Annotated in this window: 27 protein-coding genes; 9 read left to right on the forward strand and 18 right to left on the reverse strand. The window is 66.4% G+C overall.

The features are described from left to right. Window positions 1-65: 65 nt before the first annotated feature. The 6 genes from VLA96_01650 to VLA96_01675 all read right to left on the reverse strand — a co-directional run bounded on the left by VLA96_01650 (window position 66) and on the right by VLA96_01675 (window position 6,966). Complete coding sequence (locus VLA96_01650) at window positions 66-1,160, reverse strand: mannose-1-phosphate guanylyltransferase (protein HSE47890.1); 1,095 nt, start codon at window positions 1,158-1,160, stop codon at window positions 66-68. Next, window positions 1,157-2,155, reverse strand: coding sequence for a type I phosphomannose isomerase catalytic subunit (locus VLA96_01655; protein HSE47891.1), 999 nt, complete (start codon window positions 2,153-2,155; stop codon window positions 1,157-1,159). Before VLA96_01655 ends, VLA96_01650 begins: the two co-directional genes overlap by 4 nt. Window positions 2,156-2,271: 116 nt before the next feature. Further along, complete coding sequence (locus tag VLA96_01660; GenBank protein HSE47892.1) at window positions 2,272-3,474, reverse strand: pyridoxal phosphate-dependent aminotransferase; 1,203 nt, start codon at window positions 3,472-3,474, stop codon at window positions 2,272-2,274. Next, on the reverse strand, window positions 3,471-3,968 hold the full coding sequence (gene coaD, locus VLA96_01665; GenBank protein HSE47893.1) for a pantetheine-phosphate adenylyltransferase: 498 nt from the start codon (window positions 3,966-3,968) through the stop codon (window positions 3,471-3,473). Before coaD ends, VLA96_01660 begins: the two co-directional genes overlap by 4 nt. A gap of 169 nt (window positions 3,969-4,137) precedes the next feature. After that, on the reverse strand, window positions 4,138-5,205 hold the full coding sequence (gene recA / locus VLA96_01670) for a recombinase RecA (GenBank protein HSE47894.1): 1,068 nt from the start codon (window positions 5,203-5,205) through the stop codon (window positions 4,138-4,140). A gap of 156 nt (window positions 5,206-5,361) precedes the next feature. Next, a complete protein-coding gene (locus VLA96_01675; protein HSE47895.1) occupies window positions 5,362-6,966 on the reverse strand; it encodes an FAD-dependent thymidylate synthase in 1,605 nt (534 codons plus the stop codon). Window positions 6,967-7,131: 165 nt separating this feature from the next. On the opposite strand from VLA96_01675, the gene VLA96_01680 reads away from it, so the two are divergent. After that, entirely contained in the window at window positions 7,132-7,791 is a 660-nt protein-coding gene (locus VLA96_01680) for a response regulator transcription factor (protein HSE47896.1), read from the forward strand. Window positions 7,792-7,939: 148 nt separating this feature from the next. Here the strand turns inward: VLA96_01680 and VLA96_01685 are convergent, their stop codons facing one another. The 5 genes from VLA96_01685 to VLA96_01705 form a co-directional block, all read right to left on the reverse strand. Next, complete coding sequence (locus VLA96_01685; protein ID HSE47897.1) at window positions 7,940-8,293, reverse strand: helix-turn-helix transcriptional regulator; 354 nt, start codon at window positions 8,291-8,293, stop codon at window positions 7,940-7,942. 182 nt (window positions 8,294-8,475) lie between these two features. After that, window positions 8,476-8,970, reverse strand: a complete 495-nt coding sequence (locus tag VLA96_01690) for a GNAT family N-acetyltransferase (GenBank protein HSE47898.1) — start codon at window positions 8,968-8,970, stop codon at window positions 8,476-8,478. Then, window positions 8,954-9,568 (reverse strand): DUF2238 domain-containing protein, encoded by a 615-nt coding sequence (locus VLA96_01695; protein HSE47899.1) that lies wholly within the window; start codon window positions 9,566-9,568, stop codon window positions 8,954-8,956. The genes VLA96_01690 and VLA96_01695 overlap by 17 nt, the downstream gene beginning before the upstream one ends. A 49-nt stretch (window positions 9,569-9,617) precedes the next feature. Then, window positions 9,618-10,364, reverse strand: coding sequence for a 3-oxoacyl-[acyl-carrier-protein] reductase (gene fabG, locus VLA96_01700; protein ID HSE47900.1), 747 nt, complete (start codon window positions 10,362-10,364; stop codon window positions 9,618-9,620). Between the two features lie 41 nt (window positions 10,365-10,405). Further along, a complete protein-coding gene (locus VLA96_01705) occupies window positions 10,406-11,578 on the reverse strand; it encodes a cation:proton antiporter (GenBank protein HSE47901.1) in 1,173 nt (390 codons plus the stop codon). Between the two features lie 163 nt (window positions 11,579-11,741). Here VLA96_01705 and VLA96_01710 point away from each other — a divergent pair, with 163 nt between their 5' ends. Together VLA96_01710 and VLA96_01715 are read left to right on the forward strand one after the other, a co-directional pair. Continuing rightward, on the forward strand, window positions 11,742-12,422 hold the full coding sequence (locus tag VLA96_01710) for a DUF5752 family protein (GenBank protein HSE47902.1): 681 nt from the start codon (window positions 11,742-11,744) through the stop codon (window positions 12,420-12,422). Between the two features lie 28 nt (window positions 12,423-12,450). Beyond that, a complete protein-coding gene (locus tag VLA96_01715) occupies window positions 12,451-13,833 on the forward strand; it encodes a glycosyltransferase (GenBank protein HSE47903.1) in 1,383 nt (460 codons plus the stop codon). Window positions 13,834-13,892: 59 nt separating this feature from the next. On the opposite strand, the gene VLA96_01720 is transcribed toward VLA96_01715, so the two are convergent. Continuing rightward, window positions 13,893-14,615, reverse strand: coding sequence for a DUF2071 domain-containing protein (locus VLA96_01720; protein ID HSE47904.1), 723 nt, complete (start codon window positions 14,613-14,615; stop codon window positions 13,893-13,895). A 124-nt stretch (window positions 14,616-14,739) separates the two neighbouring features. Here VLA96_01720 and VLA96_01725 point away from each other — a divergent pair, with 124 nt between their 5' ends. From VLA96_01725 to VLA96_01740, 4 genes are all read left to right on the forward strand, one after another. Beyond that, a complete protein-coding gene (locus VLA96_01725) occupies window positions 14,740-15,345 on the forward strand; it encodes an MXAN_5187 C-terminal domain-containing protein (protein ID HSE47905.1) in 606 nt (201 codons plus the stop codon). 134 nt (window positions 15,346-15,479) lie between these two features. After that, window positions 15,480-17,039 carry a bifunctional phosphoribosylaminoimidazolecarboxamide formyltransferase/IMP cyclohydrolase gene (purH, locus tag VLA96_01730; GenBank protein ID HSE47906.1) on the forward strand — a complete coding sequence of 520 codons (1,560 nt, stop codon included), beginning with the start codon at window positions 15,480-15,482 and terminating at the stop codon, window positions 17,037-17,039. Window positions 17,040-17,254: 215 nt separating this feature from the next. Beyond that, complete coding sequence (locus VLA96_01735; GenBank protein ID HSE47907.1) at window positions 17,255-17,659, forward strand: MerR family transcriptional regulator; 405 nt, start codon at window positions 17,255-17,257, stop codon at window positions 17,657-17,659. Between the two features lie 157 nt (window positions 17,660-17,816). Then, window positions 17,817-18,137 carry a PilZ domain-containing protein gene (locus VLA96_01740; protein HSE47908.1) on the forward strand — a complete coding sequence of 107 codons (321 nt, stop codon included), beginning with the start codon at window positions 17,817-17,819 and terminating at the stop codon, window positions 18,135-18,137. Between the two features lie 9 nt (window positions 18,138-18,146). On the opposite strand, the gene VLA96_01745 is transcribed toward VLA96_01740, so the two are convergent. Further along, window positions 18,147-19,193: an aldo/keto reductase gene (locus tag VLA96_01745; GenBank protein ID HSE47909.1), complete on the reverse strand. Its 1,047-nt coding sequence runs from the start codon at window positions 19,191-19,193 to the stop codon at window positions 18,147-18,149. Window positions 19,194-19,264: 71 nt separating this feature from the next. Then, on the reverse strand, window positions 19,265-19,756 hold the full coding sequence (locus tag VLA96_01750; GenBank protein HSE47910.1) for a zinc ribbon domain-containing protein: 492 nt from the start codon (window positions 19,754-19,756) through the stop codon (window positions 19,265-19,267). 112 nt (window positions 19,757-19,868) lie between these two features. On the opposite strand from VLA96_01750, the gene tsaA reads away from it, so the two are divergent. Further along, window positions 19,869-20,324, forward strand: a complete 456-nt coding sequence (gene tsaA, locus VLA96_01755) for a tRNA (N6-threonylcarbamoyladenosine(37)-N6)-methyltransferase TrmO (protein ID HSE47911.1) — start codon at window positions 19,869-19,871, stop codon at window positions 20,322-20,324. An 18-nt stretch (window positions 20,325-20,342) separates the two neighbouring features. Here the strand turns inward: tsaA and VLA96_01760 are convergent, their stop codons facing one another. From VLA96_01760 to asnS, 4 genes are all read right to left on the reverse strand, one after another. Continuing rightward, window positions 20,343-20,873, reverse strand: a complete 531-nt coding sequence (locus tag VLA96_01760) for a hypothetical protein (GenBank protein ID HSE47912.1) — start codon at window positions 20,871-20,873, stop codon at window positions 20,343-20,345. 132 nt (window positions 20,874-21,005) lie between these two features. Beyond that, on the reverse strand, window positions 21,006-22,145 hold the full coding sequence (locus tag VLA96_01765) for a serine hydrolase domain-containing protein (protein HSE47913.1): 1,140 nt from the start codon (window positions 22,143-22,145) through the stop codon (window positions 21,006-21,008). A gap of 76 nt (window positions 22,146-22,221) precedes the next feature. Continuing rightward, on the reverse strand, window positions 22,222-23,184 hold the full coding sequence (rocF, locus tag VLA96_01770) for an arginase (protein HSE47914.1): 963 nt from the start codon (window positions 23,182-23,184) through the stop codon (window positions 22,222-22,224). Between the two features lie 202 nt (window positions 23,185-23,386). Then, on the reverse strand, window positions 23,387-24,709 hold the full coding sequence (gene asnS / locus VLA96_01775; GenBank protein HSE47915.1) for an asparagine--tRNA ligase: 1,323 nt from the start codon (window positions 24,707-24,709) through the stop codon (window positions 23,387-23,389). A 122-nt stretch (window positions 24,710-24,831) separates the two neighbouring features. Between asnS and VLA96_01780 the strand changes: the two genes are divergently transcribed. Then, the gene (locus VLA96_01780) at window positions 24,832-25,251 is read left to right on the forward strand and encodes a GxxExxY protein (protein HSE47916.1); all 420 of its coding nucleotides are present in this window, start codon (window positions 24,832-24,834) and stop codon (window positions 25,249-25,251) included. The last annotated feature ends 169 nt before the right edge of the window (window positions 25,252-25,420 follow it).

Here is a 25,420-nt window from a genome sequence, read left to right on the forward strand (position 1 = left end):
TCTGAGTTGTTAGTTGTTAGCGTCCGACGGCCCGGCCACTAACGCCTCACAAAACAACTCGCAGCTCACAGCAGCCTGTCCAGCTTCTTCTGCTCCAACTCCTTCACCAGTTTCCCGACGTCCTGCGACCGCTCCCGCGTCGTCACCAGCAGCGCGTCCTCGGTCTCCACCACCACGACGTCGTTCACGCCCACCGCCGCCACGAACTTCGTCGGCGCGTAGATGTAGTTGCCGTTGGCGTCCAGCGCCAGCCCGCTCTTCGCCTCGATCACGTTCCCGCCCTTGCCGTTGCGCGCGTGGTGCTCGTACAGCGCCGCCCACGACCCCAGGTCGTTCCACCCGAACTCCGCCGGGATGCAGTACAGGTGCGACGAGTGCTCGCCCTTCGCCGACCGCGGCTCCAGCACCGCGTAGTCCACGCTGATGTTCTCGCACTTCGGATACAGCTTCCGGAACGCGCCCTCGAACCTCTTCGTCCCCCACGCCCGCGCGATCTCCTCCAGGTAGGGCGCCGATTCCGACAGGTGCTCGCGCAGCGCGTTCGCCAGCGTCCGCGCGCCCCACACGAACATCCCCGAGTTCCAGAAGTAATTCCCCGCCGCCAGGAACTCTTCTGCCTTCTCCAGCGCCGGCTTCTCCGTGAAGCGCCGCACGCGCAGCACGCCTTTGTGCTTCTCCCCGGCTTCGATGTACCCGTAGCCCGTCTCCGGACGCGTCGGCTTGATCCCCATCACCACGATGTTGTCGCCGGCCGCCGCCAACTCCGCCGCCTTCTCCACCGTCTTGCGGAAGCGCTTCTCGTCCTCGATCACGTGGTCCGCCGGAAACATCCCGAGCACCGCGCGCGGCTCTAGCTTCTCCAGGATGAACGCCGCCAGCCCGATCGCCGGCGCCGTGTTGCGCTGCGCCGGCTCCGCGATGATCTGCTCGCGCCGCAGACCGCCGAGCTGCTTCGCGATCACCTCGCTCAAGTCGCCGTTCGTGATCACCCAGAAGCGGTCCTTCGACGCGAGCGGCTCCAGCCGCGCCACCGTCTGCTGGATCATCGTCCGCTCGCCGTCCAGCGCCAGCACCTGCTTGGCGAGCTTCTTGCGCGAGCGCGGCCAGAACCGCGTGCCGCGCCCTCCGGCCAGGATGACGGGATGGAAGCTCGCCTTCATCCGCGCGTCACCGCCCGCACGTCTTCTACATGGGTCTCCGGATGTTCGGCCCTCCCCGCCGGCAGCGCCATCGTCAGGAACTCGGCCTGCCATTGCGGATGCACGCTGAACTCGCGCACGCTCGCCGGCACCACCACCGCCTGGCCGCGCGCGAACGTGATCGGCTCATGCCCGGGCGCTTCCAGCCGCGCGCCGCCGTTCAGCGCGACGACGATCGTCGGCGACTCGCCTCGCCCACCCGCCGGCGTCCAGCTATCGCCCCGGTCAAGCTTCCGGCGCTCGATGCGGAAACACGGCGAGCTGATCAGCAGGGCCGTCTCTCCTCGACGCCGCACCTTGCCCGCATGCGTCTTCTCTTTCGTCGCCGCCAGGCCTTCCTCGACGTGCAGCGGCCGTGGACGACCGTAGTCGTACAGCCGGTAGGTCGTGTCGGAGTTCTGCTGCGTCTCCACCAGGATCGACCCCGGCCCGATGGCGTGCACCGTCCCCGCATCCACGTAGATCATGTCGCCGGCCGCCAGGTCGATCCAGTTCAGCAGGCTCTCGGCGCGCGTCTCCGCGATGGCGCGCCGCAGTTCTTGCTTGGTCGTGCCCGGCTTCAGTCCCAGTCCGACCTGCGCGCCTGGCTCGGCGGCGAGCACGTACCAGCACTCCGTCTTGCCGCACGCCTGCCCGATGCGCTTCGCGCCTTCGTCGTCCGGATGCACCTGCACCGAAAGCTTCTCACGCGGAAACAGGAACTTGATCAGCAGCGGGAAGCGCTTCGCATCCGGCGCTGCCTCGCCCGTCAGCGCCCCGCCAAACTCCTTCGCCAGCTCGCCCAGCGTCCGGCCGCGCAGCGGGCCGTTCGCCACCTTGCAGGCGTCGCCCGTCAACCACGCCTCACCGATCGGCTGCCCTTCGGCCTTCTTGTCATAGATGGGCGACAGATCCCGCGCGCCCCACGGGCGCTCGTGGAACTCCGGCAGCAATAGCAATGGATAGAGTTCTGCCATGGAAACGCGAAAGGGGCCGCGCAAAGCAGCGAGAACAGACGTCAGGCCGAGCCCGCCGCGGCGGGCTGCTTAGCTTAGAGAAGCTATTGTAGCGGCCAGTTGCCAGAAATCGACGCCTACAGCGCCGCGAAGAACTTCTTCATCCGCTCCAGGCCGCGGTCGATCTCGCTCGCCTTGGTCGCGTACGAGATGCGGATGTGCTCCCTGGTCCCGAAGCCCTCGCCCGGCACCGTGACCACCCCGGCCTCGCGCAGCAGACGCGCCGCGATGTCCGACGCCGACTTCGTCCCGCCCTTCCCGACGTGCGCCCCGATGTTCGGGTAGACGTAGAACGCCCCCTGCGGCTTCACGCACTTCACTCCCGGGATGGCGTTCAGCCCCGCGACCACGCGGTCGCGCAGCTCGATGTACTCCGCGCGCATGTCGTCGATGCAGTCCTGGTGCATGGTCAGGGCCGCCAGCGCCGCCTTCTGCACGATCGAGGTCGGGTTCGAGGTCGACTGGCTCTGCAGCTTCTGCATCGCCTTCACGATCGGCTCCGGCGCCAGCGCGTAGCCCAGCCGCCAGCCCGTCATCGCGTACGTCTTCGACAGCGACCCGATCACCACGATCCGGTCCCGGTAGTCCGTGCGCTCGGCCACCGACGTCGCCTTCCCCGCGTAGTTCAGGTAGACGTAGCACTCGTCCGACACCAGGTAGATGCCGTGCTCGTGCGCCATCTTCGCGATCTCGTCCTGGTCGGCCGCGCTCATCACCGCGCCCGACGGGTTCGAGGGTGAGTTCAGGATGATGGCCTTCGTCCGCGGCGTGACGGCCTTCGCGATCATCGCGGCCGTCAGCCGGAAGCCCTGCGCCTCGTCGCACTCCACGTAGACCGGCTTGCCGCCCGCGTACTGGATGATGTCCTTGAACGAGACCCAGTACGGCACCGGCACGATGACCTCGTCGCCGTGGTCCACCAGCACCTGGATGGCGTTGAAGAGCGCGTGCTTCCCGCCCACCGACGCGATGCACTCCTCGCGCTGGTAGTGCGAGCCGAAGTCGAGCGAGTGCCGCTTCACGATCGCGTCGCGCAGCTCCGCCGACCCCGCCACCGCGGTGTAGCGCGTGTAGTTCGCCTGGATGGCCTCGATCGCCGCCTGCTTGATGTGCAGCGGCGTCGGGAAATGCGGCTCGCCCGCCCCGAAGTCCACCAGGTCGGCGCCGCCCGCGCGCAGTTTCTCCGCTTCGTTCACCACCGCCAGCGTCGCCGAGATCTCGATCCGGTTGATGCGGTCGGTCAGCTGCTTCTTTTCCGTCTGCGTCGCCACTGCTGTCATCTCCGCCTCACTGGTTTGATCTTGCGTTTCAGGCGCTGCTCCACCAACTCCGGCACCAGCCCGCGGATCGACCCGCCCAGCTGGTAGATCTCCTTCACCAGCCGCGAGCTCAGGTAGCTGTAGGCCTCGGCCGGCATCATGAATACTGTCTCGATCTTCGGATTCAGCTTGCGGTTCATCAACGCCATCTGCAGCTCGTACTCGTAGTCGCTGATGGCGCGGATGCCGCGCAGCACCGCCCCCGCGCCCTTTTCCGCCGCGTAGTCCACCAGCAGCCCGTCGAACGTGTCGATGCGCACGTTCGCATAGCGCTTCGTCATGCGCAACAGCACTTCCTTGCGCTCGTTGACGGTGAACAGTGGATCCTTTTCGGGGTTCTTGAGGATGGCGACGATCAGCTCGTCGAAGATCTTGCTCCCGCGCTCGATCAGGTCCAGGTGCCCGTTCGTCAGCGGGTCGAACGTGCCCGGATAGATGGCGATGACTTTCTTCAATCTGCCTCAGGGGAGCTCGAAGTCACCGCGATTGTAGGGTGATTCGCTGTGGAGGAGCAATCAATAACACACGGGAGGCGCCGGCGACTCGCCGGCGCAAAACCAAGCCCACGGTTCCCCGTGGGCTCTTCTGCTCCGCGTTCCTCCACGTGCCTCTGCGGTTACGGTCTTACCGTCTTGCCACCGCCGACTTCGCCTCGTGCTTGGCCGGCTCCGGCGCCGGGGCGGGCGCCGGCGCCGACGGCGACGCGATGCCCAGCTTCTTCCGCACGTCGGCCTCCAGCTTCGCCATGATGTCCTTGTTGTCCTTCAGGAACTGCTTGGTGTTCTCGCGGCCCTGCCCGATGCGCTCGCCCTTGTAGCTGAACCACGCGCCCGACTTCTCCACGATCTCGTGCAGCACGCCGAGGTCGAGCACGTCGCCCTCGCGCGAGATGCCCTCGCCGTACATCACGTCGAACTCCGCCTCGCGGAACGGCGCCGCCACCTTGTTCTTCACCACCTTGATGCGCGTGCGCGACCCCACCACCGCGTCGCCATCCTTGATGGCCGCGATGCGCCGGATGTCCAGCCGCACCGACGAGTAGAACTTCAGCGCGCGCCCGCCCGTCGTCGTCTCCGGGTTCCCGAACATCACGCCGATCTTCTCCCGGATCTGGTTGATGAAGATCAGGCACGTCCGCGACTTCGACACCGTCCCCGTCAGTTTCCGCAGCGCCTGCGACATCAGCCGGGCCTGAAGTCCCACGTGGCTGTCGCCCATCTCGCCGTCCAGTTCCGCCTTCGGCACCAGCGCCGCCACCGAGTCCACCACCAGCACGTCGATCGCCCCCGAGCGCACCAGCGCCTCGGTGATCTCCAGCGCCTGCTCGCCGTAATCCGGCTGCGACACCAGCAGGTTGTCGGTGTCCACGCCCAGCTTCCTGGCATACGCCGGATCGAGCGCGTGCTCCGCGTCCACGAACGCCGCCATGCCTCCGGCCTTCTGCGCCTCGGCGATGATCTGCAGCGACACCGTCGTCTTGCCGCTCGATTCCGGCCCGAACACCTCGACCACGCGCCCGCGCGGCACCCCGCCCACGCCCAGCGCCGCGTCGCACGAGATCGACCCGGTAGAGATCACCGCGATCGGGACGATGGCCTCTTTGCTTCCCAGCCGCATGATCGACCCTTTGCCGAACTGCTTCTCGATCTGCGAGAGTGCCAGGTCGATCGCTTTGCCGCGCTCATCTGCCATACATGACTCCTTAGGATCGCTGTCGCTGGGGCGCTTCCTGTACTACCTTACCGCACGCCTTGCCGCCGTGACTTTCCGCATCTTGTCCGGGAATCGGGACAGGATGCAGTCTAGCCCAAGTCCCGTCCAAAGGCGAATAAAAAACGAACGAGGCGCCTAGCGCCTTAATAAGTCCACCGGTTCCCGCACGTCGTGCACCCGGAACAGCTTCCCCAGGCTCGGGTACCGCTTGGCCACCTGCTCGTACATCGCGTAGGCCACCTCGCGGTACGACCAGTGCCCTGCCGGCGTCGTCCGCAGCTCCGCGATGTACAGCGCCTCGGCAAGATCCATCTTGAACAGCGTGCGCTTGCGATAGCCCAGCGGGATCAGGTACTGCGCGCTCTCCGCCGCCTCCGGCGCCTGCCGCGCGCTGAGCTTCGCCACCGTCTCCGCCGCGCGCTTCATCGCCGCGCCATAGCGGGGCTGCAGTCCCGAGCTCACGATGTCCGGCGGCAGGTCGAACCCGTGCTCGGTCGTGAACCCCTGCTCGATCTGCACGCACCGCCGGTGCCGGTGCATGTCGCGGAATCCGCCGATGTCCATCAGGATGTCGAACCGGAACGCCTGCCCCGCCGAGAACGGCCGCAGCAGCTCGTCGTGCTTCCCGCGATGCCGCGTCCCGAGCGTGATGATCTCCCGCCAGAATTCCGCCGGATGCCCCATCACCTGCTCGCGGATCTGCCGGTACGGGTAATGACACGCGCCATAGAGCAGCGTGGTCGCTAGCTCCACCTCGAGCGGTTCGTCGTCGAGCAGGTCCACCATCGGCGCCTTCTCGATCGCCGGCGGACTTCCGCCCTTGTCGCGCATCAGCTCTGCCGCCGCCTGCGCCATTTCCTTGCGCGTCTCGATCTCGTACTGCTGCGGGTTGGTGTACTTCACCAGCGTCGGCGCCACCTTCACCGGCTTCAGCAGCTCGCCCTCCGCGCGCTGCGCCAGCCCTTCGTTCACCGCGCGGATCTCCGCGATCAGCTTCTTCCACGTCTCGTGGTTCACGTTGTACGCCGGCGTGCGCGCCGCCTCGCGCAGCAGCTCGCCCAGCTGCCGGATCTCGCCGTGCGTGTGCGAGAGCAGGCGCGAGATCTGCGTCTCCAGCGTCCTGGCGTTCACGATCTGCCCCAGCGAGGTGTTGGTCGCCAGCGGCAGCAGGTACCGCGAGACGTCGAACGCCCGCGCCTTCAGCGTCCGGTCGTAGGCCGCCTGCTCCATCTCCGGCGGGCGCGGCGTCCGCGCCACCAGCGCGAAGAACACCTCGTCGGAGATCGCTGTGTACTCCGCGAACAGGAAGTCCGCGGTCTCGCGGTAGAGCTGGCGCGCGGCCTCGTCGGCGCCGAACTCCGCCGTGTAGTACCCGGACTTCTTGAAGTTCTGGTAGCGCGTCGAGCGCTCCTGCCCGTCCCAGCGCTGCTCGTCCACCAGCTCGATCGCCGCCAGGATCGACAACCGCTCGATGGCGAACGCGATGTGCGCCAGGTCCGCGATCGACCGGTGGCCGTACTGGAAGTAGAAGGTGTTGAGGAACTGCTCCGCCTTCTGCTCGCTGATCTCCTTCAGCGACTCCTTCATCGAGAGCGCCGAGCGCGAGTACTTCGCCATCGCGTACGCCTGCACCTCCGGCTCCACGCCGTGCACGGCGAACACGTTCACCGCCGGGGAACTCTGATTTTCGGGAGCAGGTTGCGCGGCCGAACTGTCCTTGGGCATCTTCTGTTCCGGCATCGCTGGGGAAGGTCGATGTTACTCAGCCCGCTTGTGGAATGGCAATCGGATTCCCCCGCCCTCAATGCCCCCGCGACGGGCTGCGCGCCCGGCACCCGCCTCCCCCACCGGAAACTCAGGCAAAGGGCTGCCTCTGGACGCGGTAACTGCATCTACTTACAGGTCATGGTCGCCGCCAAGCCCCCCAAGATCCGGATCGTGATCGCGGACGACCACACCGTGCTGCGTGAGTCGCTCGCCGCGCTGCTCGAAAGCCAGCCCGACTTCCAGGTCATCGGCAAGGCGGCCAACGGCGCCGAGGCGCTCGAACTGCTGCGCGAAAAGAAGCCCGATATCCTCGTGCTCGACCTCTTCATGCCGGGCTCCGACGGATTCGAAGTCCTGCGCACGCTCGACCGCTCGGGAACCCTCGTCCATTCCGTCGTGCTCACCGGCTCCGAGAGCCAGCTTGACTACGCGCAGGCGGTGCGCTTCGGCGCGCGCGGCCTCGTGCTGAAGGGCGACGACCCGGCCAAGCTCTTCACGGCTATCCGCACGGTGGCGAACGGCGAGCTCGCCTTCTCCGACGAGATGGCGCAGCAGGTGCTCTCGACGATGGTCGACGACTCGCGCGGCCAGAACACCTCGATCACCCGCCTCAGTGACCGCGAGCGCCAGATCGCCTTCCTGGTCGCCCGCGGCATGAAGAACAAGGACATCGGCGCCGAGCTCGGCATCAGCGAGAACACCGTGAAGCGCCACCTGCAGAGCATCTTCTCCAAGACCGGCGCGCGCGACCGCCTCGAGCTGGCGGTCATGGCGCTGTCCGAGATCAAAGCGGCGTAGCGGAAGTCTTCAGACGCCAGGCTTCAGGGACCTCCCACAACCGGTTCCCACCTGCGAAGAAGCGGGGCGGCTCTCTCCCCTCTCCGCAGACACCAAGCCATTGAAATGAAATGAGTTACCTGAAGTCTGACGGCTGAAGTTTGAAGACCTACTTGCCGGCGGAGGCGGCCATCTTCTTGACCATGGCCAGCACGAGCTTGCGGTCGCTGTCGTTCAGCGACGAGGAGTAGCGGCGGATCTGGGTGAGGAAGCGGACTTCGTCCTCGGAGAGCTGCGGGGCGGACTTGGCGCCGCCATTCTCCCCGGCGTGGTCGGCGAAGAACTGGGCAAGGGGCAATTCCATCGCGCCGGCGATCTTCGCCAGGGTATCGAGCGAGGGGATGGTGTGGCCGTTCTCGACGCGGGAAAGATAGCAGCGGAGAAGACCGGTACGCTTCTCGATGTCACCTTGCGACATGCCTTTTTGCAGGCGGAAGTTGCGGATCGTCTCGCCGATGTTCATGGTTTTGAACTTTTTGCTGCTTGGGCGTCTCTGGGGTGCGGGAATAGTAACCAGAGTAGAACCCTATGGCAAGAACAATCTTGAGCCGTCTTGCGGGCGCGAGCGTAACCGGGAGCCGCCGGCGAAATTCCGAGCGCAGCGAGGGATCTGCGGGAAGCGCGGGCGAGGTGTCTGAACCCGGCCTACAGCTCCAGTTCCATGTAAAGCGTGCCCGGCATCGGGTTTTCGCGATAGGGAGCGATCTCGCGAAAACCGAGTTCGCGATACAGTGCGACCGCGTGCCGCATCACGGGCTCGACCGTGTCGAGCCGCATCTTCTTGTAGCCGATCGCCCGCGCCGCCGTGACAAGTTCGTTCACCAAGCGGCGTCCGAGTGCGTGTCCACGAAACTCCGGACGGACATACAACCGCTTCATCTCGCACAAGCCTTCGCCAGCGAGCGCGTGGAGCGCGGCGCACCCGGCGGGCCGGCCATCGACTTCGGCCAGCAGCAGCCGGCCGAAGGGCGGCGCGTAGTCGCCGGGAAGCCCTGCCAGCTCCTTGTCAAATGATTGAAAACAAAGGCTGAAACCGAGCGACTGCCCGTACTCAAGGAACAGCGCGCGCACGGCTTCGATGTCCGCCCGTCCGGCCTCGCGGATGGTGATTACGGCAGCGGATTCAGTCTGCTTCGACATATTCCTGGAGCTGGCGATCATGCCAGCGTGCGAGCAGCAGTTGTGCGGCCACGGCGCCGATGCCGGCCAGCGCCATGTCTTTCTGCGTATCCCACGGGTCGCCCTGCATGGCGAGGAAATCTTCGGCCTTCTCCGATGACAGCACCGCGACGGCCCACTCCAGCAGCTCATACGATGCGCTGATCGCGAGCGCGATGCAAACGACCAGGAAGAAAAGCCAGCCGCGTCCGCGCACCACGCGACGCCGCAGCAGGATCTCGCGCGCGACCATGGCGGGAACGAATCCCTGCGCGAAGTGTCCAAGGCGGTCGAAATGATTGCGCGCGAGATGGAACGCTTCGCGCAGCCAGTCGCCGAGCGGCACGCGCGCGTAGGAGTAATGCCCTCCGACGATGAGGATGAGCGCGTGCAGGAAGATGAGCGTGTAGAGCAGGTCGGTGAGCGGGAACCGGCGCCACGTCGCCACCAGCAGGAAGAAGGCGAGGACCGCCGGGAAGACTTCCAGCGCCCAGATGTCGTAGCGCCACGGGCGAACCGCCGACCAGGCGAGGGCCAGCAGGAAAATGATGGCGAGGGCTGCCGGAAGCCGCCGCGTCACCGGCACTCACCGCAAATCGGCGATCGGCGATCGAAGATCGGCAATCGCATCACCCCATGTGCATCCCGCCGTTCACGCTCAGCACGTGGCCGGTGATGTAGCCGGCCTCCTCGCTCGCCAGGAAGCGCACGGCATGCGCGATGTCGGTGTCGGTGCCGGTGCGGCCGAGCGGGATCATCTTCAGCACCTGCTCCTTCATCTCCTGCGGCAGGTCCTTGGTCATGTCGGTCTCGATCCAGCCGGGCGCGACCGCGTTGCAGGTGATGTTGCGCGAGCCGACCTCGCGCGCCACCGACATGGTCAACCCGATCAGCCCCGCTTTCGACGCCGAGTAGTTGGCCTGGCCGGTCTGCCCGATCTGCCCGAAGATCGACGTGATGTTGATGATGCGGCCGTAGCGCTGCTTGAGCATGGGCGAGATGGCGGCCTGGGTGCACAGGTAAGCGCCGGTCAGGTTGGTCGCGAGGACGGCGTCCCAGTCGGCCCGCTTCATGCGCAGGATGAGCTGGTCGCGGGTGATGCCGGCGTTGTTCACCAGGATCTCGAGCCGGCCGAGCCGGGCGACCACGTCCTTGAAGACGGCCTTGACCTCGTCCTCATTGGCGACGTCGAGCTTGAAGGTCTCGGCTTTTCCGCCGGCAGCCGTGATCTGCGCCTTGGTCTCGGCGAGCTTCTCCTCGTTGCGGGCTGCCAGCGCGACGTGTGCCCCGCACGAAGCGAGCAGCAGCGCGCAGGCGCGGCCGATCCCCTGCGACGCTCCGGTCACGAGCGCGAGCCGTCCTTCGACACCAGCCATGGGCTCTCCTTACGAAGCGGGATTATACCGACCGCAGGCCGCTAATCGGCAGCCACTGCCTTGCGCTCGTCGCGGTACAGGAAGCGGAGCGCGGGCGGCGCCAGGATCGTTGTGACGCCGGTCATGAAGACGACGATGGCGTAGGTGGCGTCGGAGATGGTGCCCATGGAGAGGCCGACGAGCGCGACGATCAGCCCGACCTCGCCGCGCGGGGTCATGCCCACGCCGACCCGCAGCGCGATCATGCGGCCTTCCTTCCACACCGGCAGGCCGCAGCCGATGACCTTGGAGATGATGGCGAGGAAGGTGACCATCGTGGCCGCGAACAGGATGTCGCCCGTGAACACCTTGAGGTTGAGCCGCGCGCCCATGGTGAAGAAGAAATACGGCGCCAGGAACTCGGTGATCGCGTTGACGCGCGGATGCAGGTCCCATTCCGGCGAGTACTCGGCGAACGCCAGGCCCGCGAAGAACGCGCCGATGATGGCGGCCATGCCGATCTTCTCGGCCGCGACCGAGAGGCCGAGGCAGATCGCCAGCGAAAAGATGAGCGGCGCGTTGCGCGTGGAGACGCGGTGGATGGCGGGCCGAATGCGCCCGATGATCTTCGGCGCCAGGAACATCATGAAGACGGCGAACGCGGCGGCCTCGATGAACAGGACGGCGAGTGCCCACACCTTCACGCCGCCGACCGAAGCCAGCCCGGTGACGAGCGCGAGCACGAGCATCCCGAGGATGTCGTCGAACACCGCGGCGCCCAGGATGATGCGGGCGGCGCGCGTTTTCAGCACGTCAAGGTCGGCGAGGACCCGGGCCGTCACGCCGACGGAAGTCGCCACCATCGCGGCGGCGACGAAGACGGATTCGTGCGTCGGGTGGTGCCGGATCGCCATGTACCCGAAGCCGAGCGCGAACGGCACGGCGACGCCGGCCAGCGCGACGCGCAGCGACACCCGCCCGACCTTCAGCAGGTCCTGCGGACGGGTCTCCAATCCGACGCTGAACAGCAGGAAGATCGCGCCGATCTCGGCGATGGAGTAGACCGTCTCGCTGGGAACGACGAAGGAAGTCGCGTATGGGCCGAGCACCACGCCCGCCAGGATCTCGCCCACGACCGCGGGCAGGGCGAGCCGCTCGAACACCTCGCCGAAGATCTTCGCCCAGACGAAGATGAAGAAGAGCTGGAGCAGCAGGATGTCGGGATGCTCAGGCATCATGCGGGCGCCCGGGGCGCCCGCGCACTATGATTCACCGGCAGGCGGATTTCATAAAGCAAAATCGGGAGCTGCTCCCTGATAATGGATAAGCCGACAACGGCTCGAAACGACGCGGCATCCAAGCCTGAATCGGTTCACTTCCGCCGCCGGAGGTCCCTGCATGGCAACCGCGCAACTCCCCACTCCGACTCTGCGTTGGGCGCGCTCGCCGTTCTACTTCTATTCCGCCGCCACGCTGATCAAGATCGGGCGCGAGAAGGCCACCAACCTCAACGAGTTGCTGGAAGGCCTGCGCAACTGCGCCGACGCCAGCATCTTCCAGCACACCTTCCAGACGCTGCGCGAGCATCACTTCATCCGCGAAGGCTTCTCCAACGACTTCGGCCATTGGGCGTTCGCCGCCTGCAATGAAGTAGCGCTGGCGGAGCAGCTCTCGTCCATCGACATCCGCGAGTTCACCAGCGTGCAGGACCTGCGCGAGAAGCTCGTCACCGTGGTGGACAAGTACCTGAAGAAGAATCCGCGCTCGGGAGAGCGCCCGGCCTTCGAGCCGTTCTATTTCTGCGCGTCGGAGGCGGTGATGATCCCCACTCCCTACGTCGCGCGCAACCTCCAGGAGTTCGCCGACGCGATGCGCAAGGTGAGCTTGCACACCATCCATCACCACTTCATCGCGGCACGCATCCGGCTCAAGCTCAACTCCAATGACTTTTCGGTCTGGCTCGAGAACGAGCTCGACCTCGGCAAGATGGCCGACCGGCTGAACCGTATCGATATCTATACCTCGACGCTGGAGGACGTGCGCCAGGCCATCCTCCGGGTGGTCGAGCGTGGCGCCTGATCCCGAAAAGTTTCCAAGGAAGAGCAACATGGCAGAGAAGAAGAGCGAGCAGAAGAACGTCGCAGTGCAGAGCGGCAACGGCAACGGCACCGGCCAGCCCGAGCAGTCGACCACGCAGGCGCCGCCCATCGAGCGCCGGCAGAACCGCCGCGACCCGAACTTCCTCACCCCGCAGCGCGTGCCCCCTCCGCCCCCGAAGCTGGCGGACTATGAGGCCATCATCGGCAAGCCCGAGCTCGACGAGCTGTGGTACCTGGCGCGCGCCCTCCGCGGCAAGACCGTGAAGATGGTGAACTCCACCGCCGTCGGCGGCGGCGTGGCCGAGATCCTGAACCGCCTCGTCCCCATGCTCAATGAGCTCGAGGTCCACACCAGGTGGGAGGTCATCACCGGCGGCAACGACTTCTTCGAGGTCACCAAGGGATTCCACAACGCGCTGCACGGCGGCGAGTACGCCGTCACCAAGGAGATCCTCGACATCTTCATGATGTACAACGAGCAGAACCGCCAGCGCATGGAGTTCGTGGAGGACTTGTTCGTCATCCACGACCCCCAGCCCGCCGCGCTCATCCGCTCCAAGGGCGACCGCGGCAAGTGGATGTGGCGCTGCCACATCGACCTCAGCTCGCCCCATCCTGACGTCTGGGGCTTCCTGCGTCCCATGATCGAGCAGTACGATGCCACCATCTGGTCGTCGCCCGCGTTCACCCGCCAGCTCAGCGTGCCCCAGTACCTCTTCTTCCCCTGCATCGATCCGCTCTCGGAGAAGAACAAGGAAGTCGACGAAGCCGGTGTCCAGAAAGTGTGCGACGACTTCGGCATCGACCGCTCGCGCCCTATCCTCACGCAGATCTCGCGCTTCGACCGCCTCAAGGACCCGGTCGGCGTCATCGAGGCCTACAAGCTCGCCAAGCGTTACGTCGATTGCCAGCTCGTGCTCGCCGGCGGCGGCGCCAGCGACGACCCCGAGGGCGCGGTGGTGCTGGCCGAGGTGATGGAAGCCGCCGGCGACGACCCCGACGTCATCATCCTCAACCTGCCGCCGTGGTCGGCGTACGAGATCAACGCCCTCCAGCGCGCTTCCACCATCGTGATCCAGAAGTCGTTGAAGGAAGGCTTCGGCCTCACCGTCGCCGAGGCGCTCTGGAAGAACAAGCCCGTGATCGCGGGCGCGGTCGGCGGCATTCCGACGCAGGTCATCCATAAGATGACGGGCGTGCTGGTGCACTCGGTCGAGGGCTGCGCCTACCAGATCCGCTACCTGCTCACCCATCCCGAGTTCGCCAAGCAGCTGGGCGAGAACGGGCGCGAGCACGTGCGCGAGAACTTCCTCATGACCACCAACGCCAAGCGCTATCTGCAGCTCTTCCAGATCCTGATGGGCACGGCCAAGCCGGCGAAGACGGCGTAAGAGCAGACCACCAAGGACCTCTGGCAGGACCTTTGTGGTCCCTTTGTGTCCCTTCGTGGTTAGGCTTTCTCTGGTAGCCACACCAGGACACGAATCTCGCGCGCGAAGAGTAAGTGGGGCGGCTCGCTTGGCAGCGTGATGCCGGCGGCCGCCGCCATCGTGTTTCCGGCGATGTCGGCCTGGGCGCGCTGCAGTGGCCAGGGCGCGTGATGGATGTGCCCGCGGTAGACCTTGCCTGCCTTCACCGTGTACAGGCAGTAGCGCTCGGTGAGGAAGTGCTCGAGCGAACCCGGCAGCGCGGGCGCGGCGGGACTGACCGGCCGGTAGACGCCTTCGAACACGGCGCCTCCGCGGCGCGAGCGGTACTGGATGGGATTCGTTCCCTTCACCCGCATCGACGCATGGAAGTAGGGCAGGCCGTAGCCGAGGCGTGCGCCCCAGACCGCCGCCAGCCGCGCGCAATCCAGGGAGAAGAAGAACACGCCGGGCTTGTCGCCGTAGCGCACGTAGGTCCGCACGTTGAGCTCCGGGAAGCGCGAGAGCCAGGGCAGCGACGGCACGCCGCGCAGTTTCACGCCCGACATCCAGAACGGCGTGACCGCGAGCCAGGCTTGACCGTCGCGCAGCTCGAGCTCTAGTTGTGGCGGAACGAGCGGGCGGATGTGCGCCGGCTCGACCGCCCAGTGCGCGAACAGCAGGTCATGCCACTTCTGCTCCATCACCCACGGGCCGTCAGGGAGCGGGAAGGGGCGGTGGTCGGTCAGCGCCAGCAGTGGGTCCACCATGCCAGTGTAGTGACGCCAGCCCGCAACCGGGTAGCGCCCTTCCCGCCCCTCTCGACGGAGACGGAAAAACCCCGGGCTTCGTGCTATATTCCCTCTCCCGAACCCCCGCCCGAGGTGCCGCGTGACCGTCGACGAGGAACTGAGTCTTCTCGACGAATCCGTCCGCCGTCTGAAGATCGAGTACGACGTCTACTTCGGCGGCGGCTCCAAGAAGCCGCCCGACGACACCGACTGGCGCGTCAAGACCCTCATCAAGAAGTACTCCGACGGCTCCAAGATGAGCTTCGCGCAGCGCTTCCGCTACAACTCCATCGTGCAGCGCTACGCCCTGTTCAGCGACCTCTGGCGCCAGAAGCTCAAGATCAAGGAAGAGGGCTACCGCCGCCCGCAGGATGCCGCTCTCGGCATCAGCGGCATGCGCCAGGAGGAAGCCCACCAGGCCGAGGCTGCGCTCAAGGGCGAGGCCGACGGCGTCGAGCGCCCTTTCATCGCTCACTTCTCCGACCCGGACGCCGAGCACGACCGCGTCCAGCAGCTCTACGAAGCCATGATCGCCGCCAAGCAGAAGGTCGGCGAAGCCCCGCCCGCCGGCGACATCAACTCCTTCAAGCAGTTCGTCAAGAAGAAGACCGAGCAGCTCCGCAAAGACTACGGCTGCCACGCCGTCGAGTACTCCGTCGAGATGGAGAACGGCCAGGTCAAGCTCAAGGCCAAGGCCAAGGTCTAGCGCTGGGTGGCGCGGCCGCCCTCGGCCGCGGCCTTTGACTTTCTCTGGTTAAGCGCGCGTCGCGTGACGGTCCGCCGTCCATGCAACTTCCTCTATAATTCCCCGCTCCGCCCAACTTCTTCACGAGGGACCACGTGGCCAAGATCGAGCGCGCCATCCTGAGCGTCACCGATAAGTCCGGGCTGGTCGAGTTCGCCAAGCAACTGAGCGCGCTCGGTGTCGAACTGGTCTCCACCGGCGGCACCGCCAAGGCGCTGCGCGACGCCGGCCTCACCGTCCGCGACATCTCCGACCTCACCGGCTTCCCCGAGATGCTCGACGGCCGCGTCAAGACGCTGCACCCCAAAGTCCACGGCGGCATCCTGCACATGCGCTCGAAAGCCGAGCACGTCGCCGCCGTGAAGCAGCACGGCATCCAGCCCGTCGACATGGTCGTCGTCAACCTCTACGCCTTCGAAAAGACCGCGCAAAGGCCCGCCGTCGAGTTCGACGAGATCATCGAGAACATCGATATCGGCGGCCCCAGCATGGTCCGCTCCGCCGCCAAGAACTTCCGCGACGTCGCCATCGTCACTTCGCCCGCCGATTATCAGGCCATCGCCGGCGAGATGAAGGCCTCCGGCGGCGCGCTCTCCCTCGCTACCAAGTGGCGCCTCGCCCAGCAGGCTTTCGCGCTCACTTCCGCCTACGACTCCGCCATCGCTTCCACGCTCGCTACGATCGCCGTCGAAGGAGAGAAGTTCGAAAAGAGCGGGGACTCAGGCTTCCCCGCCGCGCTTCGCCTCAACTTCCGCAAGGCGATGGACCTGCGCTACGGCGAGAACCCGCACCAGAAGGCCGCCATGTACTCCGACGGCTCCGGCTTCGGTGTCGCCAACGGCAAGCAACTCCAGGGCAAGGAGCTTTCCTACAACAACATCGTCGACCTGCAAGCGGCTTGGGACCTCGCGCAGGAATTCACCGAGCCGGTGTGCGTCATCATCAAGCACACCAACCCCTGCGGCACCGCGACCGGCGCGGACCTGCTCGCGGCGTACAAGAAAGCGCTCGAAGCCGACCCCGTCTCCGCCTTCGGCGGGGTCATCGGCGTGAACCGCCCGATTGGCGCGGCTTGCGCCGAGGAGATGGCCAAGCTCTTCGTCGAAGCCATCGCCGCGCCCCAGTTCGACGCCGGCGCGCGCGAGAAGTTCGCCGCCAAGAAGAACCTCCGCCTGATGGAGATCGCCAAGGCCGAGCCGAAGTGGACGCTGAAAAACGTCTCCGGCGGCCTCCTGCTGCAGGACGAAGACCACCGCCCCCTCACCGACGCCGACCTCAAAGTCGTCTCCCAGCGTCCGCCGACAAAAGAAGAGATGCGCGCGCTCCTCTTCGCCTGGAAAGTCTGCAAGCACGTGAAGTCGAACGCCATCGTGTACGCGCGCGACGGCCAGTCCGTCGGCGTCGGCGCCGGCCAGATGTCGCGCGTCGACTCCGCGAAGATCGGCGCCATGAAGGCCAATCTCCCGATCAAGGGAACGGTCGCGGCCTCCGACGCCTTCTTCCCCTTCCCCGACGGCGTCGAAGTCATCGCGCAGGCCGGCGCCACCGCCATCATCCAGCCCGGCGGCTCGGTCCGCGACCAGGAAGTCATCGCCACCGCCGACCGCCTCGGCCTCGCCATGGTCTTCACCGGCGTGCGCCACTTCCGGCACTAAGGTGGAAGAGCGACGCTTTAGCGCCGCGTCATAGTTCCAAGAAAGGTAGGGCTTCAGCCCCGGGGCTAAAGCCAAACTCGGTTTCGTCCGCGGACGCGGCCCTGAAGGGCCGCTCTTCCGCCGAAGGCTTTTCTCCGTCGAAAAGTTGAAGTTTTCCTTGAACCGCCGTACTATCCGGCAGCCGCCTCGTCCAAATCTCCCAGTGTGTGACGCGCATGAGCCGTAAGAAGAGCGCCGCCGGAACCAAGAAGCTCGCCGACATCCATATTCCCGACAAGCTCTACTTCCGCATCGGCGAGGTCTCCAAGCTCTGTCGCCTGCCGGCCTACGTGCTCCGCTTCTGGGAGACCGAGTTCCCCCAGCTCAAGCCGGTGAAGAGCTCCACCGGCCAGCGCATGTACCGCAAGAAGGACGTGGAAGCGGTCGTGCGCATCAAGACGCTACTCTACGACGAGGGCTTCACCATCGCGGGCGCGCGCCAGCAGCTGCGCACCGAGGCGCGCGGCGACGGCAAGCAGCCCCCGCTCTTCGGCCACTCCGTCGGCGTGCCGCGCAGCGAGCTCCGCCAGGTCCGCTCCGGCCTGAAAGAGATCCTCACCCTGCTCTCCGCGCGCCGCTAGGCCGCTGTTCGCGCGGCCATTGTCCTTGCCGCCGGGGCCCATCGGCCCCCGCCTCAACGCCCTTCCGTGCCTTGCCAAACCAGAGTCTCAGGATTATGCTTTCGGGCGATTTTAGACCGACCGGCCCCCCGCACGCCCTGGCCCCCCTTGGAGGCGTATGGAAGGCTCGCAGTACTCTGCGCCGCAGTCGTACGCACCAGTGCGCGCCACGCGCTACACCGTGGCGATGCCGCTGAAGTATCGCCGTGTCGGCGAGACGGACTGGCACGACGGGATGGCCGAGAACATCAGCCAGACCGGCATCTTCTTCCGCGGCGACCGCGGCCTCACCGAAGAGGAAGTCATCGAGATCAACTTCACGCTGCGCGGCCCCAGCGTCCCCGACTGCAACAGCCGCCCCTGCACTGCCATCATCGTCCGCAAGGACCGCTCCCGCGTCGAGAACCAGGACGCCTTCGGCACCCGCTTCCTCGACTGACCGCTCCGCTCAGCTCCATCTCCGAAAGAACAGCGCCTGCCGCGCGATCGGCTCGGTCTTCTTCTGCAGCGCCAGCATCTGCCCGTCGGTGAGCGGCGTGAAGTCCTTGGCGAACTGTACGTTCTCTTCCAGCTGCTTCACGTCGTCGACGCCGATGATCACCGTGCTCACCGGCAACGAGAGCGTGTAGTACATCGCGTCCTGCATGCTGATGGCGCCAGGCAGCTTCGCGTCGCCCACGAAGCGGTCTTCCGGCGGCATGCCCGGCTTCCAGCTCGAAAGGATGCGCCCGCGCGCCGGGATCTTCATCCCGATGATGCCCATCTGCTTCTCCACCGCCAGGGGCAGCAGCTTCTGGATGAAGCTCAAGTGGTGCTTGTCGGCCGCGTTCAGCGCCATCAGGATGGTGTCGAACGGGAAGCGCTCGATGGCCGCGATCAGCACGTCGGGATCGGCATGGCCGGTGCATCCGATGTGGCGCACGATCTTCTGCTCGCGCGCCTGCTGGAAAGCTTCCAGCGCGCCGCCTTTCGCGAAGATCTGCTCCACCTGCTCCATGCGCGAGAGGTTGTGCACCTGCCACAGGTCGAGATGGTCGGTCTGCAGCAGCTTGAGCGATTGCTCGAGCAGCTTGAGCGAGCCGTCGCGCGTGCGGTCGTGGCTTTTCGTCGCCAGGAACACTTCCTTGCGGCGCGTCTTCATCACCTGCCCGATGTAGGTCTGGCTCAGCCCGCCGCCGTAGAACGCGGCGGTGTCGATGTAGTTCACGCCCAGGTCGATGGCGCGGTGGATGATCTCGACGGCGTCCTTCTCCTTGCCCTCCTGCTCGAGCGTCGCCTGCCCGCCGAGCGAGAACAGCGCGGTGCGATATCCCGTCTTGCCGAGGTTCCGCGTCGGCATCGCTTTGGGCGTCGCCTTGTTCTCGGGCAGCGGCGGCATGGCGTGCGCTGTCGGCTGCGTCAGCAGGCTGTGCGCCGCGTAGCCCACGGCGGCCGAGCCGCCGATCTTCAGGAAGTCACGGCGGTCGAGCGAGAGGTCAGCGATCTTCTTCGGCATGCGGCACCTCGTGGCACATCTTCAACCCGGAAATGCTACTCCTCCGGTTGGACGCGCCACAACCGCATCCGTCACGCCGCGGGCTGGCCGGCGACGTAGGCTTCCCACTCGCGCTCTCCGTCGCCCGCGAGCAGAGCCCAGAGCGTGTAGATCCCCAGCGCCAGCCCGAACGGCACGTTGAACAGCGAGAGGAAGGCGACCACCAGCGCCGCGGTGCGCGCCCAATGCGCGCGCTGGAGGATGCCGAAGCCGGCCGCGGCGCCGATCGCGCCCTTCGCCAGGATGGCGATGCCGATCGCGGTGACCAGCGGCGGCAGGAAGTACATGCGCGGCTCGCGCGCCGCGACCGCCGCGATCACCGTGTTGCCCACGATGAACGCGGCCAGTCCCGCGAGCACGTGGAGCACCGAATACGCGATCCACAGGATGCCGAGCAGCTTGGCGTTCCGCGCCACGCGGCTGCCCTGCGGCGCCGCGATGACCGTCAGGGGCTGCGCATGCCCGCATTCCGGGCAGGTCGCCGCGGTCGCCGGGATGGGCTTGCCGCACGCATTGCAGAACATCTCTCAGACCTCCTGGGACGCACTGGTCCTGCAACAGGATACGGCGGCGCGGGCCGCGAAGTTTCACCATCTGGCGCTTGCGTGCCGGCCGCCGCGGTGAGACCCTCGCAGCATGTTCACGCCGCGACCCATCGGATACGTCCGCAGCCCGCACCAGAACACCGAGCAGGTCCCGAAAGGCCTGGGCGCGAAGCATGAAGCCGAGGGCGTGCTCGAACTGCTGCCCGAGTTCGCCGCCGGCCTCGCCGACATCGAGGGCTTCTCGCACCTTTACGTGCTGTGGGAGTTCGACCGCGCGGAAGGCTACGAGCTCATCGCGCACCCGCCGAGCGACGACCGGCCGCACGGCGTGTTCGCGACCCGCTCGCCGCAGCGGCCCAATCCCATCGGGCTGACCGTGGTCGAGCTGCTGCGCCGCGAAGACGCGCGCCTGCACGTCCGCGGCCTCGACATGCTCGACGGCACGCCCATCCTCGACCTCAAGCCGTATCTCTCGAACGTCCCGCCCGAGAAGCTGCGCCGCGGCTGGCTCGCCGAGGCGGAAGCACGACAGCGAACTTCGCGCTAGCCGCGCCCCCCTTCCCGGTTAGAGGTTCGCGCCGTACGTATTGCGGACGCGCTTCGACACGCGGAAGTAAGCGATCCAGATGCCGAGGAACAGGAAGGTCCGCAGCCACCCGCCGAACACCCATATCCCGCCCAGCATCTCGCCGTGGGTCGCGCGGAAGAAGAGGAAGATGCTCAGCACCGCCATCGTGAGCACCACTCCGAAGTAGAGGCGCAGCATCACCAGCGCCTGGGGCTTCGCGCGCCACAACTGGACGCCGGTGACGATGCCCAACACGGCCACGCCAAGCGACACCAGCAGCATCCAGTTCTCGCCCAGGTAACGCAGGTAAGGAAGGACGCGCAGCTCCATCAGCGGGCTGAAGATCGTCACCCAGATGCAGAACAGCAGCAGCCATCCGCCGACGCCGCGCGTCTCGCCGGCGGCGGGCGCCGCGGCAGTGGCGCCGGGCGTGGCGGCCGCTGCGGCCGTGCCGGCCAGCGCTCCGCCGCAGTAGTTGCAGAAGCGTTCGGAGCCCTGGACGGGTTGCGCGCAGGTCGGGCAGATCATGCGCGAGAGGGTACAGGAACTAACCGGCGGATGCACTTCCTTACGTGGCCCGGCACGTCCGTATCGGGAAAGCGGGAACAGAACAAGACCACGTGAGAGTCCCAGGGACGGCACCCGCTAGGACCCGCACGCTCAGATCCAGTAGAGAGCGGCGCGGTCGGCGTCGAGCGCGTGGCGCAGCAGCCAACTGTAGAGCGAAGCGCCGCGCTCGCCGTTGGTGAAGATGGCGAGGTGCGTCTTGCCGCCCTGCTCGACCCAGAGCAGGTTCTTGTAGCCCGGGCTATCGCCCCATTGGAACCACGCCGGCCCGCCGGTCACGTCGACGCCGATGCCATCGGCCCAGTGGATCATCCTGTTGACCTCGACGCGCGGGACGTAGTCATCGGCGCGCGCCTGGATGTCAGCGGCGAGCGCGGAGAGGAAGCGCTCGAAGTCCGCCGCCGTGGTCCACATCGAGCCCGCGACGTTGGGCGTGATGGCGACGTGGAGCGCCGGCTTGCCGGCTTTCTTCAGCGCGGCGATCTTTTCGTCCGCGGTCGTGCTCTCCGGATCGAGCCCGAGCGCCGCGATGCCGGTGTAGCTGCGACGGTCCCAGTAAAACGCGTCTTCGTCGTCCGGGCGGCCGCGGCGGCCGTGCCCGCGCGCGCAGCGCGATTCGTCTTCCTTGCGCAGCGCGAGCCGGCTGTCCGTCATGCCCAGCTCCTGGAAGGTCTCGCCCAAGAACTTGCGGATGGGCTGCTTGAGCACGGCGGTCTCGAGCACGCGCTGCAGCAGGAAGTAGCCTTCGCCGGAGTAGCTCCAGTCAGTCCCGGGCGCGAAAGCCTGCGCGAGCTCCTGCTTCGGGTCGAAGATCCAGTTCGGCAGGCCGGTGGAGTGCGTGAGCGCGTGACGCCCAGTGATCGTTTTCGCCTGTTCGCCCGGGAGCCCGAGATCCATGTAAGCGCTGAGCGGGCGCGTCAGGTCGAAGCGACCCGCGCGGACGAGTTTCCGCACGGCGTAGGAGAACACCGACTTGGTGAGCGAAGCGACCGGGAACAGCGTCTGCTCGTCGAAGGCCTGCGGCTTCCCTGCCTCGCGCAGCCCGCGGAGCTCATGCGCCTTCTTGCCGCCGATGGAGCCCACCATGGCGAAGCCGGGCGTCCGCGCCAGCACCTGGAGCGCAGCTTCGTCGAGCTGCGGCTGCCGAAACGGCTTGGAGAACGAAGGCAGGAAGGCGGCCGCGGGCAGTGCCGCGGCGGCGGTGCAGAACACACGACGATCGATGGTCGGCATGGGAGTAGGACGCTTGCCGGGATGAAAAGTAAGCGCGGGCAGGATGCCGCGCGGCCGGCGAGACGCCGGCGCTCCGCTAGAGGATCTTCTTTCCGAAGGCGCTCAGCGCCAGCTCGACCGCCAGGTCTGCCGTCCGGTTGTGCTCGTCGATGACCGGGTTGACCTCGACGATCTCGAAGCTCGTCATGCGCCCGTGGTCGGCGATGATCTCCATGGCGAGGTGGGCTTCGCGATACGTCGCGCCGCCTCGCACCGGCGTGCCCACGCCGGGCGCGTCCTCGGGATCGATCCAGTCCATGTCGAGCGAGACGTGGTAGCCGGCGGTGCCGCGGCCCGCCATGCGCAGGGCTTCCTCGATGACCGTGCGCATGCCGCGCTCGTCGATGTCGCGCATGGTGAAGACCTCGACGCCGGCCTTGCGCACGTTCTCTTTCTCGACCGCGTCGATGTCGCGGATGCCGACCAGCACGCAGTTCTCGGGCTGCACCTTGGGCGAGAAGCCGAAGATGTTGCCGAGCTCGGCGGGCCCGAGCCCCATGATGGCGCCGAGCGGCATGCCGTGGACGTTGCCGGAGGGCGAGGTGTCGGGCGTATTGATGTCGGTGTGCGCGTCGATCCAGATGAGCCCGATCTTCTGGTTCTGCTTGCGGTAGAACTCGGCGACGCCGGCGACCGTGCCCGCCGCGACCGAGTGGTCGCCGCCCAGCACCAGCGGCGTCTTGCCGGCTTCGAGCGTCTTCAGCACCAGCTCGGCGTGCTTGGTGCAGGTGGCGGTGATCTCCTTCAGGTACTTGGCGTGCGGCGAGCCTTCCTTCTTCTGCTCGGCGATGGCGACGGCGACGTTGCCGGCGTCCTCGACCACGTGGCCTTCGGCTTCCAGGCGCGCCTCGAGCCCGGCGACGCGCACCGCCGACGGGCCCATGTCGACCCCGCGGCGCGAGGCCCCCAGGTCGAGCGGCACGCCGATGACCCGGATCTTCTTGGGCGCGATGCTCGGACCACTGACGGGCTGGGGCGGCGGAGTGGGATTGGCAGCCATGACCGGGGGCTCGGCAGGAGCTTCGCCGAAACCTCTATTCTAAATGGGGAGCAGAAAAGCTGCCGGGGATGGGAATCAGGGGAGTCAGCCTCTTTTGGCTAAGCTATTGATTTCGTGAGGTTTGTTGTCGGGCTGTTGGTCGTCGGCCGTCGGCCGCGACCAGTCGGGTCGGCCGACGACCGAGGGCCGAAGACCGAAGACTTTACGGGTAGATCCGCGTCAGCGTGCGCGCGAACGGGATGGTCTCCCGCACGTGCTCGAGGCCGCAGATCCAGGCGACCGCGCGCTCGATGCCCATGCCGAAGCCGGCGTGCGGCACCCCGCCGTACTTGCGCAGGTCGAGGTACCACTTGAAGGCCTCTTCCGGCAGGTTGTGCTCGCGGATGCGCTGCTGCAGCTTCTCGTAGGAGCCGATGCGCTGCGAGCCGCCGATGATCTCGCCATAGCCTTCCGGCGCGAGCACGTCGACGCAGAGCGCCTTGCTCGGATCGGCCGGGTCGGGCTCCATGTAGAACGCCTTCACTTGCGCGGGATAGCGGTGCACCATGACCGGCTTGTCGTACTTGCTCGACAAGTAAGTCTCGTCGGGCGAGCCGAGGTCGCCGCCCCACTCGAACTTGTGCTCCAGCTCGCCCTTGGAGTGGCCCTCCTGCAGCGCGGCGACCGCCTGGTCGTACGAGATGCGGGGGAACGGCGGCGTGATCTTCTCGAGCTTCGCGATGTCGCGGCCGATGGTGTCGAGGTCCGGGTGCCGGCGCTCGACCACGCGCTGCACGATGTAGCTGATGAACTGCTCGGCCAGCTCCATCAGGCCGTCGAGCTCGAGGTAGGCGACCTCGGGCTCCACCATCCAGAACTCGGTGAGGTGACGGCGCGTCTTCGACTTCTCCGCGCGGAACGTCGGGCCGAACGAGTACACCTTGCCCAGCGCCATCGCCGTGGCCTCGATGTAGAGCTGGCCGCTCTGCGTGAGGTAGGCCATGTCGTTGAAGTACGGCACCTCGAAGAGCGTGCTGGTGCCCTCGCACGCCGCGGGCGTGAGGATGGGCGGGTCGGTGAGCACGAAGTCGCGCTCGTTGAAAAACTCGCGCGCGGCGTTCTCGATCTCGGCGCGGATGCGCAGGATGGCGGCCTGGCGCGGCGTCCGCACCCAGAGGTGGCGGTGCTCCATCAGGAAGTCGACGCCGTGCTCCTTGAGCGAGATCGGGAACGGGTCGCTCTCCGGCACTTTCTGGACGACCTTCACGTCCTGCACGTCGAGCTCGTAGCCGCCGGGCGCGCGCTTGTCGGCGCGCACCTTGCCGGTCACGATCACGCTCGACTCCAGCGTGAGGTTCTTCACCGTCTCGAACGCCTCGGGCGCGGCGTTCTTCGGCACGATGCCCTGGATGACGCCGCTCCCGTCGCGAAAGATGGGGAACAGCAGCTTGCCGCTCTCGCGCAGGTTGTAGAGCCATCCGCGCAGGGTGACGACTTCGCCGTCGTGGCGGCCGATCTGCGTGATGCTGGTGACAGGTGCGTCCATAGGAGAACCCATGATTCTAGCAGGAGGGCAAAAAAAGCCTTAAGCCACGGATTCCACGGCTCTCACGGATTTTGTCTTGGGTCTTGTCTTGACGGGCGGGAGCGGCCTAACCTCCGGTCACCATGAAACACGAAGAGCTTACGGAGAAGATCATCGGTGCTTTCTATGCCGTGTATAACGAGCTCGGCAACGGGTTCCTGGAGTCGGTCTACGAGGAATCGCTGGCCATTGCCTTCGTCGAAGCGGGGATCCGGTACCACCGGCAGTTCCCAGTGCCGGTGTTCTTTCACGGCAAGCGTGTAGGGGACTTCAAAGCCGACTTCGTTGTTGAGGGGCTCGTCCTGGTCGAGTTGAAAGCTTGTTCCGTCCTTGATAAGGCGCATGAAGCGCAGGTGATCAACTACTTACGCGGCACCAAGATCGAGGTAGGACTGCTGCTGAACTTTGGGCCGAAAGCACAAGTCAGGCGAATCGTGCTAGACAACGAAAGAAAAGAAATCCGTGTTCATCCGTGGCAATCCGTGGCTAAAGCGGGACTCTAGCGATTCGCGGCGGCGGAGACGGCCAGCTCGAGCCGCGCATAGGTCTCGGCCATGCCGGCGACGATGTCCTGGCCCTCGCCGTCGATTTCCAGCAGCAGCGCCGGCGACTGGGGCGCGGAGTGCAGCAGGCGCATGGTGTTGGCCCAGTCGATGTTCCCCTTGCCGGGCC

This window comes from Terriglobales bacterium, assembly GCA_035457425.1.
In the GTDB taxonomy this organism is placed as follows: Bacteria; Acidobacteriota; Terriglobia; order Terriglobales; family Acidobacteriaceae; genus JACPNR01.

What these genes read in the sequence shown, in the direction of transcription:
- VLA96_01660 (HSE47892.1), bottom strand. Translation starts at nt 3,474, where the DNA reads ATGACAGCAGTGGCGACGCAGACGGAAAAGAAGCAGCTGACCGACCGC.
- VLA96_01655 (HSE47891.1), bottom strand. Translation starts at nt 2,155, where the DNA reads ATGGCAGAACTCTATCCATTGCTATTGCTGCCGGAGTTCCACGAGCGC.
- VLA96_01705 (HSE47901.1), bottom strand. Translation starts at nt 11,578, where the DNA reads ATGCCTGAGCATCCCGACATCCTGCTGCTCCAGCTCTTCTTCATCTTC.
- VLA96_01735 (HSE47907.1), top strand. Translation starts at nt 17,255, where the DNA reads ATGAGCCGTAAGAAGAGCGCCGCCGGAACCAAGAAGCTCGCCGACATC.
- tsaA (HSE47911.1), top strand. Translation starts at nt 19,869, where the DNA reads ATGTTCACGCCGCGACCCATCGGATACGTCCGCAGCCCGCACCAGAAC.
- asnS (HSE47915.1), bottom strand. Translation starts at nt 24,709, where the DNA reads ATGGACGCACCTGTCACCAGCATCACGCAGATCGGCCGCCACGACGGC.
- fabG (HSE47900.1), bottom strand. Translation starts at nt 10,364, where the DNA reads ATGGCTGGTGTCGAAGGACGGCTCGCGCTCGTGACCGGAGCGTCGCAG.
- VLA96_01745 (HSE47909.1), bottom strand. Translation starts at nt 19,193, where the DNA reads ATGCCGAAGAAGATCGCTGACCTCTCGCTCGACCGCCGTGACTTCCTG.
- VLA96_01715 (HSE47903.1), top strand. Translation starts at nt 12,451, where the DNA reads ATGGCAGAGAAGAAGAGCGAGCAGAAGAACGTCGCAGTGCAGAGCGGC.
- VLA96_01650 (HSE47890.1), bottom strand. Translation starts at nt 1,160, where the DNA reads ATGAAGGCGAGCTTCCATCCCGTCATCCTGGCCGGAGGGCGCGGCACG.
- recA (HSE47894.1), bottom strand. Translation starts at nt 5,205, where the DNA reads ATGGCAGATGAGCGCGGCAAAGCGATCGACCTGGCACTCTCGCAGATC.
- VLA96_01675 (HSE47895.1), bottom strand. Translation starts at nt 6,966, where the DNA reads ATGCCGGAACAGAAGATGCCCAAGGACAGTTCGGCCGCGCAACCTGCT.
- rocF (HSE47914.1), bottom strand. Translation starts at nt 23,184, where the DNA reads ATGGCTGCCAATCCCACTCCGCCGCCCCAGCCCGTCAGTGGTCCGAGC.
- VLA96_01685 (HSE47897.1), bottom strand. Translation starts at nt 8,293, where the DNA reads ATGAACATCGGCGAGACGATCCGCAACTTCCGCCTGCAAAAAGGCATG.
- VLA96_01690 (HSE47898.1), bottom strand. Translation starts at nt 8,970, where the DNA reads ATGTCGAAGCAGACTGAATCCGCTGCCGTAATCACCATCCGCGAGGCC.
- VLA96_01680 (HSE47896.1), top strand. Translation starts at nt 7,132, where the DNA reads ATGGTCGCCGCCAAGCCCCCCAAGATCCGGATCGTGATCGCGGACGAC.
- VLA96_01750 (HSE47910.1), bottom strand. Translation starts at nt 19,756, where the DNA reads ATGTTCTGCAATGCGTGCGGCAAGCCCATCCCGGCGACCGCGGCGACC.
- VLA96_01710 (HSE47902.1), top strand. Translation starts at nt 11,742, where the DNA reads ATGGCAACCGCGCAACTCCCCACTCCGACTCTGCGTTGGGCGCGCTCG.
- VLA96_01780 (HSE47916.1), top strand. Translation starts at nt 24,832, where the DNA reads ATGAAACACGAAGAGCTTACGGAGAAGATCATCGGTGCTTTCTATGCC.
- VLA96_01740 (HSE47908.1), top strand. Translation starts at nt 17,817, where the DNA reads ATGGAAGGCTCGCAGTACTCTGCGCCGCAGTCGTACGCACCAGTGCGC.
- VLA96_01765 (HSE47913.1), bottom strand. Translation starts at nt 22,145, where the DNA reads ATGCCGACCATCGATCGTCGTGTGTTCTGCACCGCCGCCGCGGCACTG.
- VLA96_01760 (HSE47912.1), bottom strand. Translation starts at nt 20,873, where the DNA reads ATGATCTGCCCGACCTGCGCGCAACCCGTCCAGGGCTCCGAACGCTTC.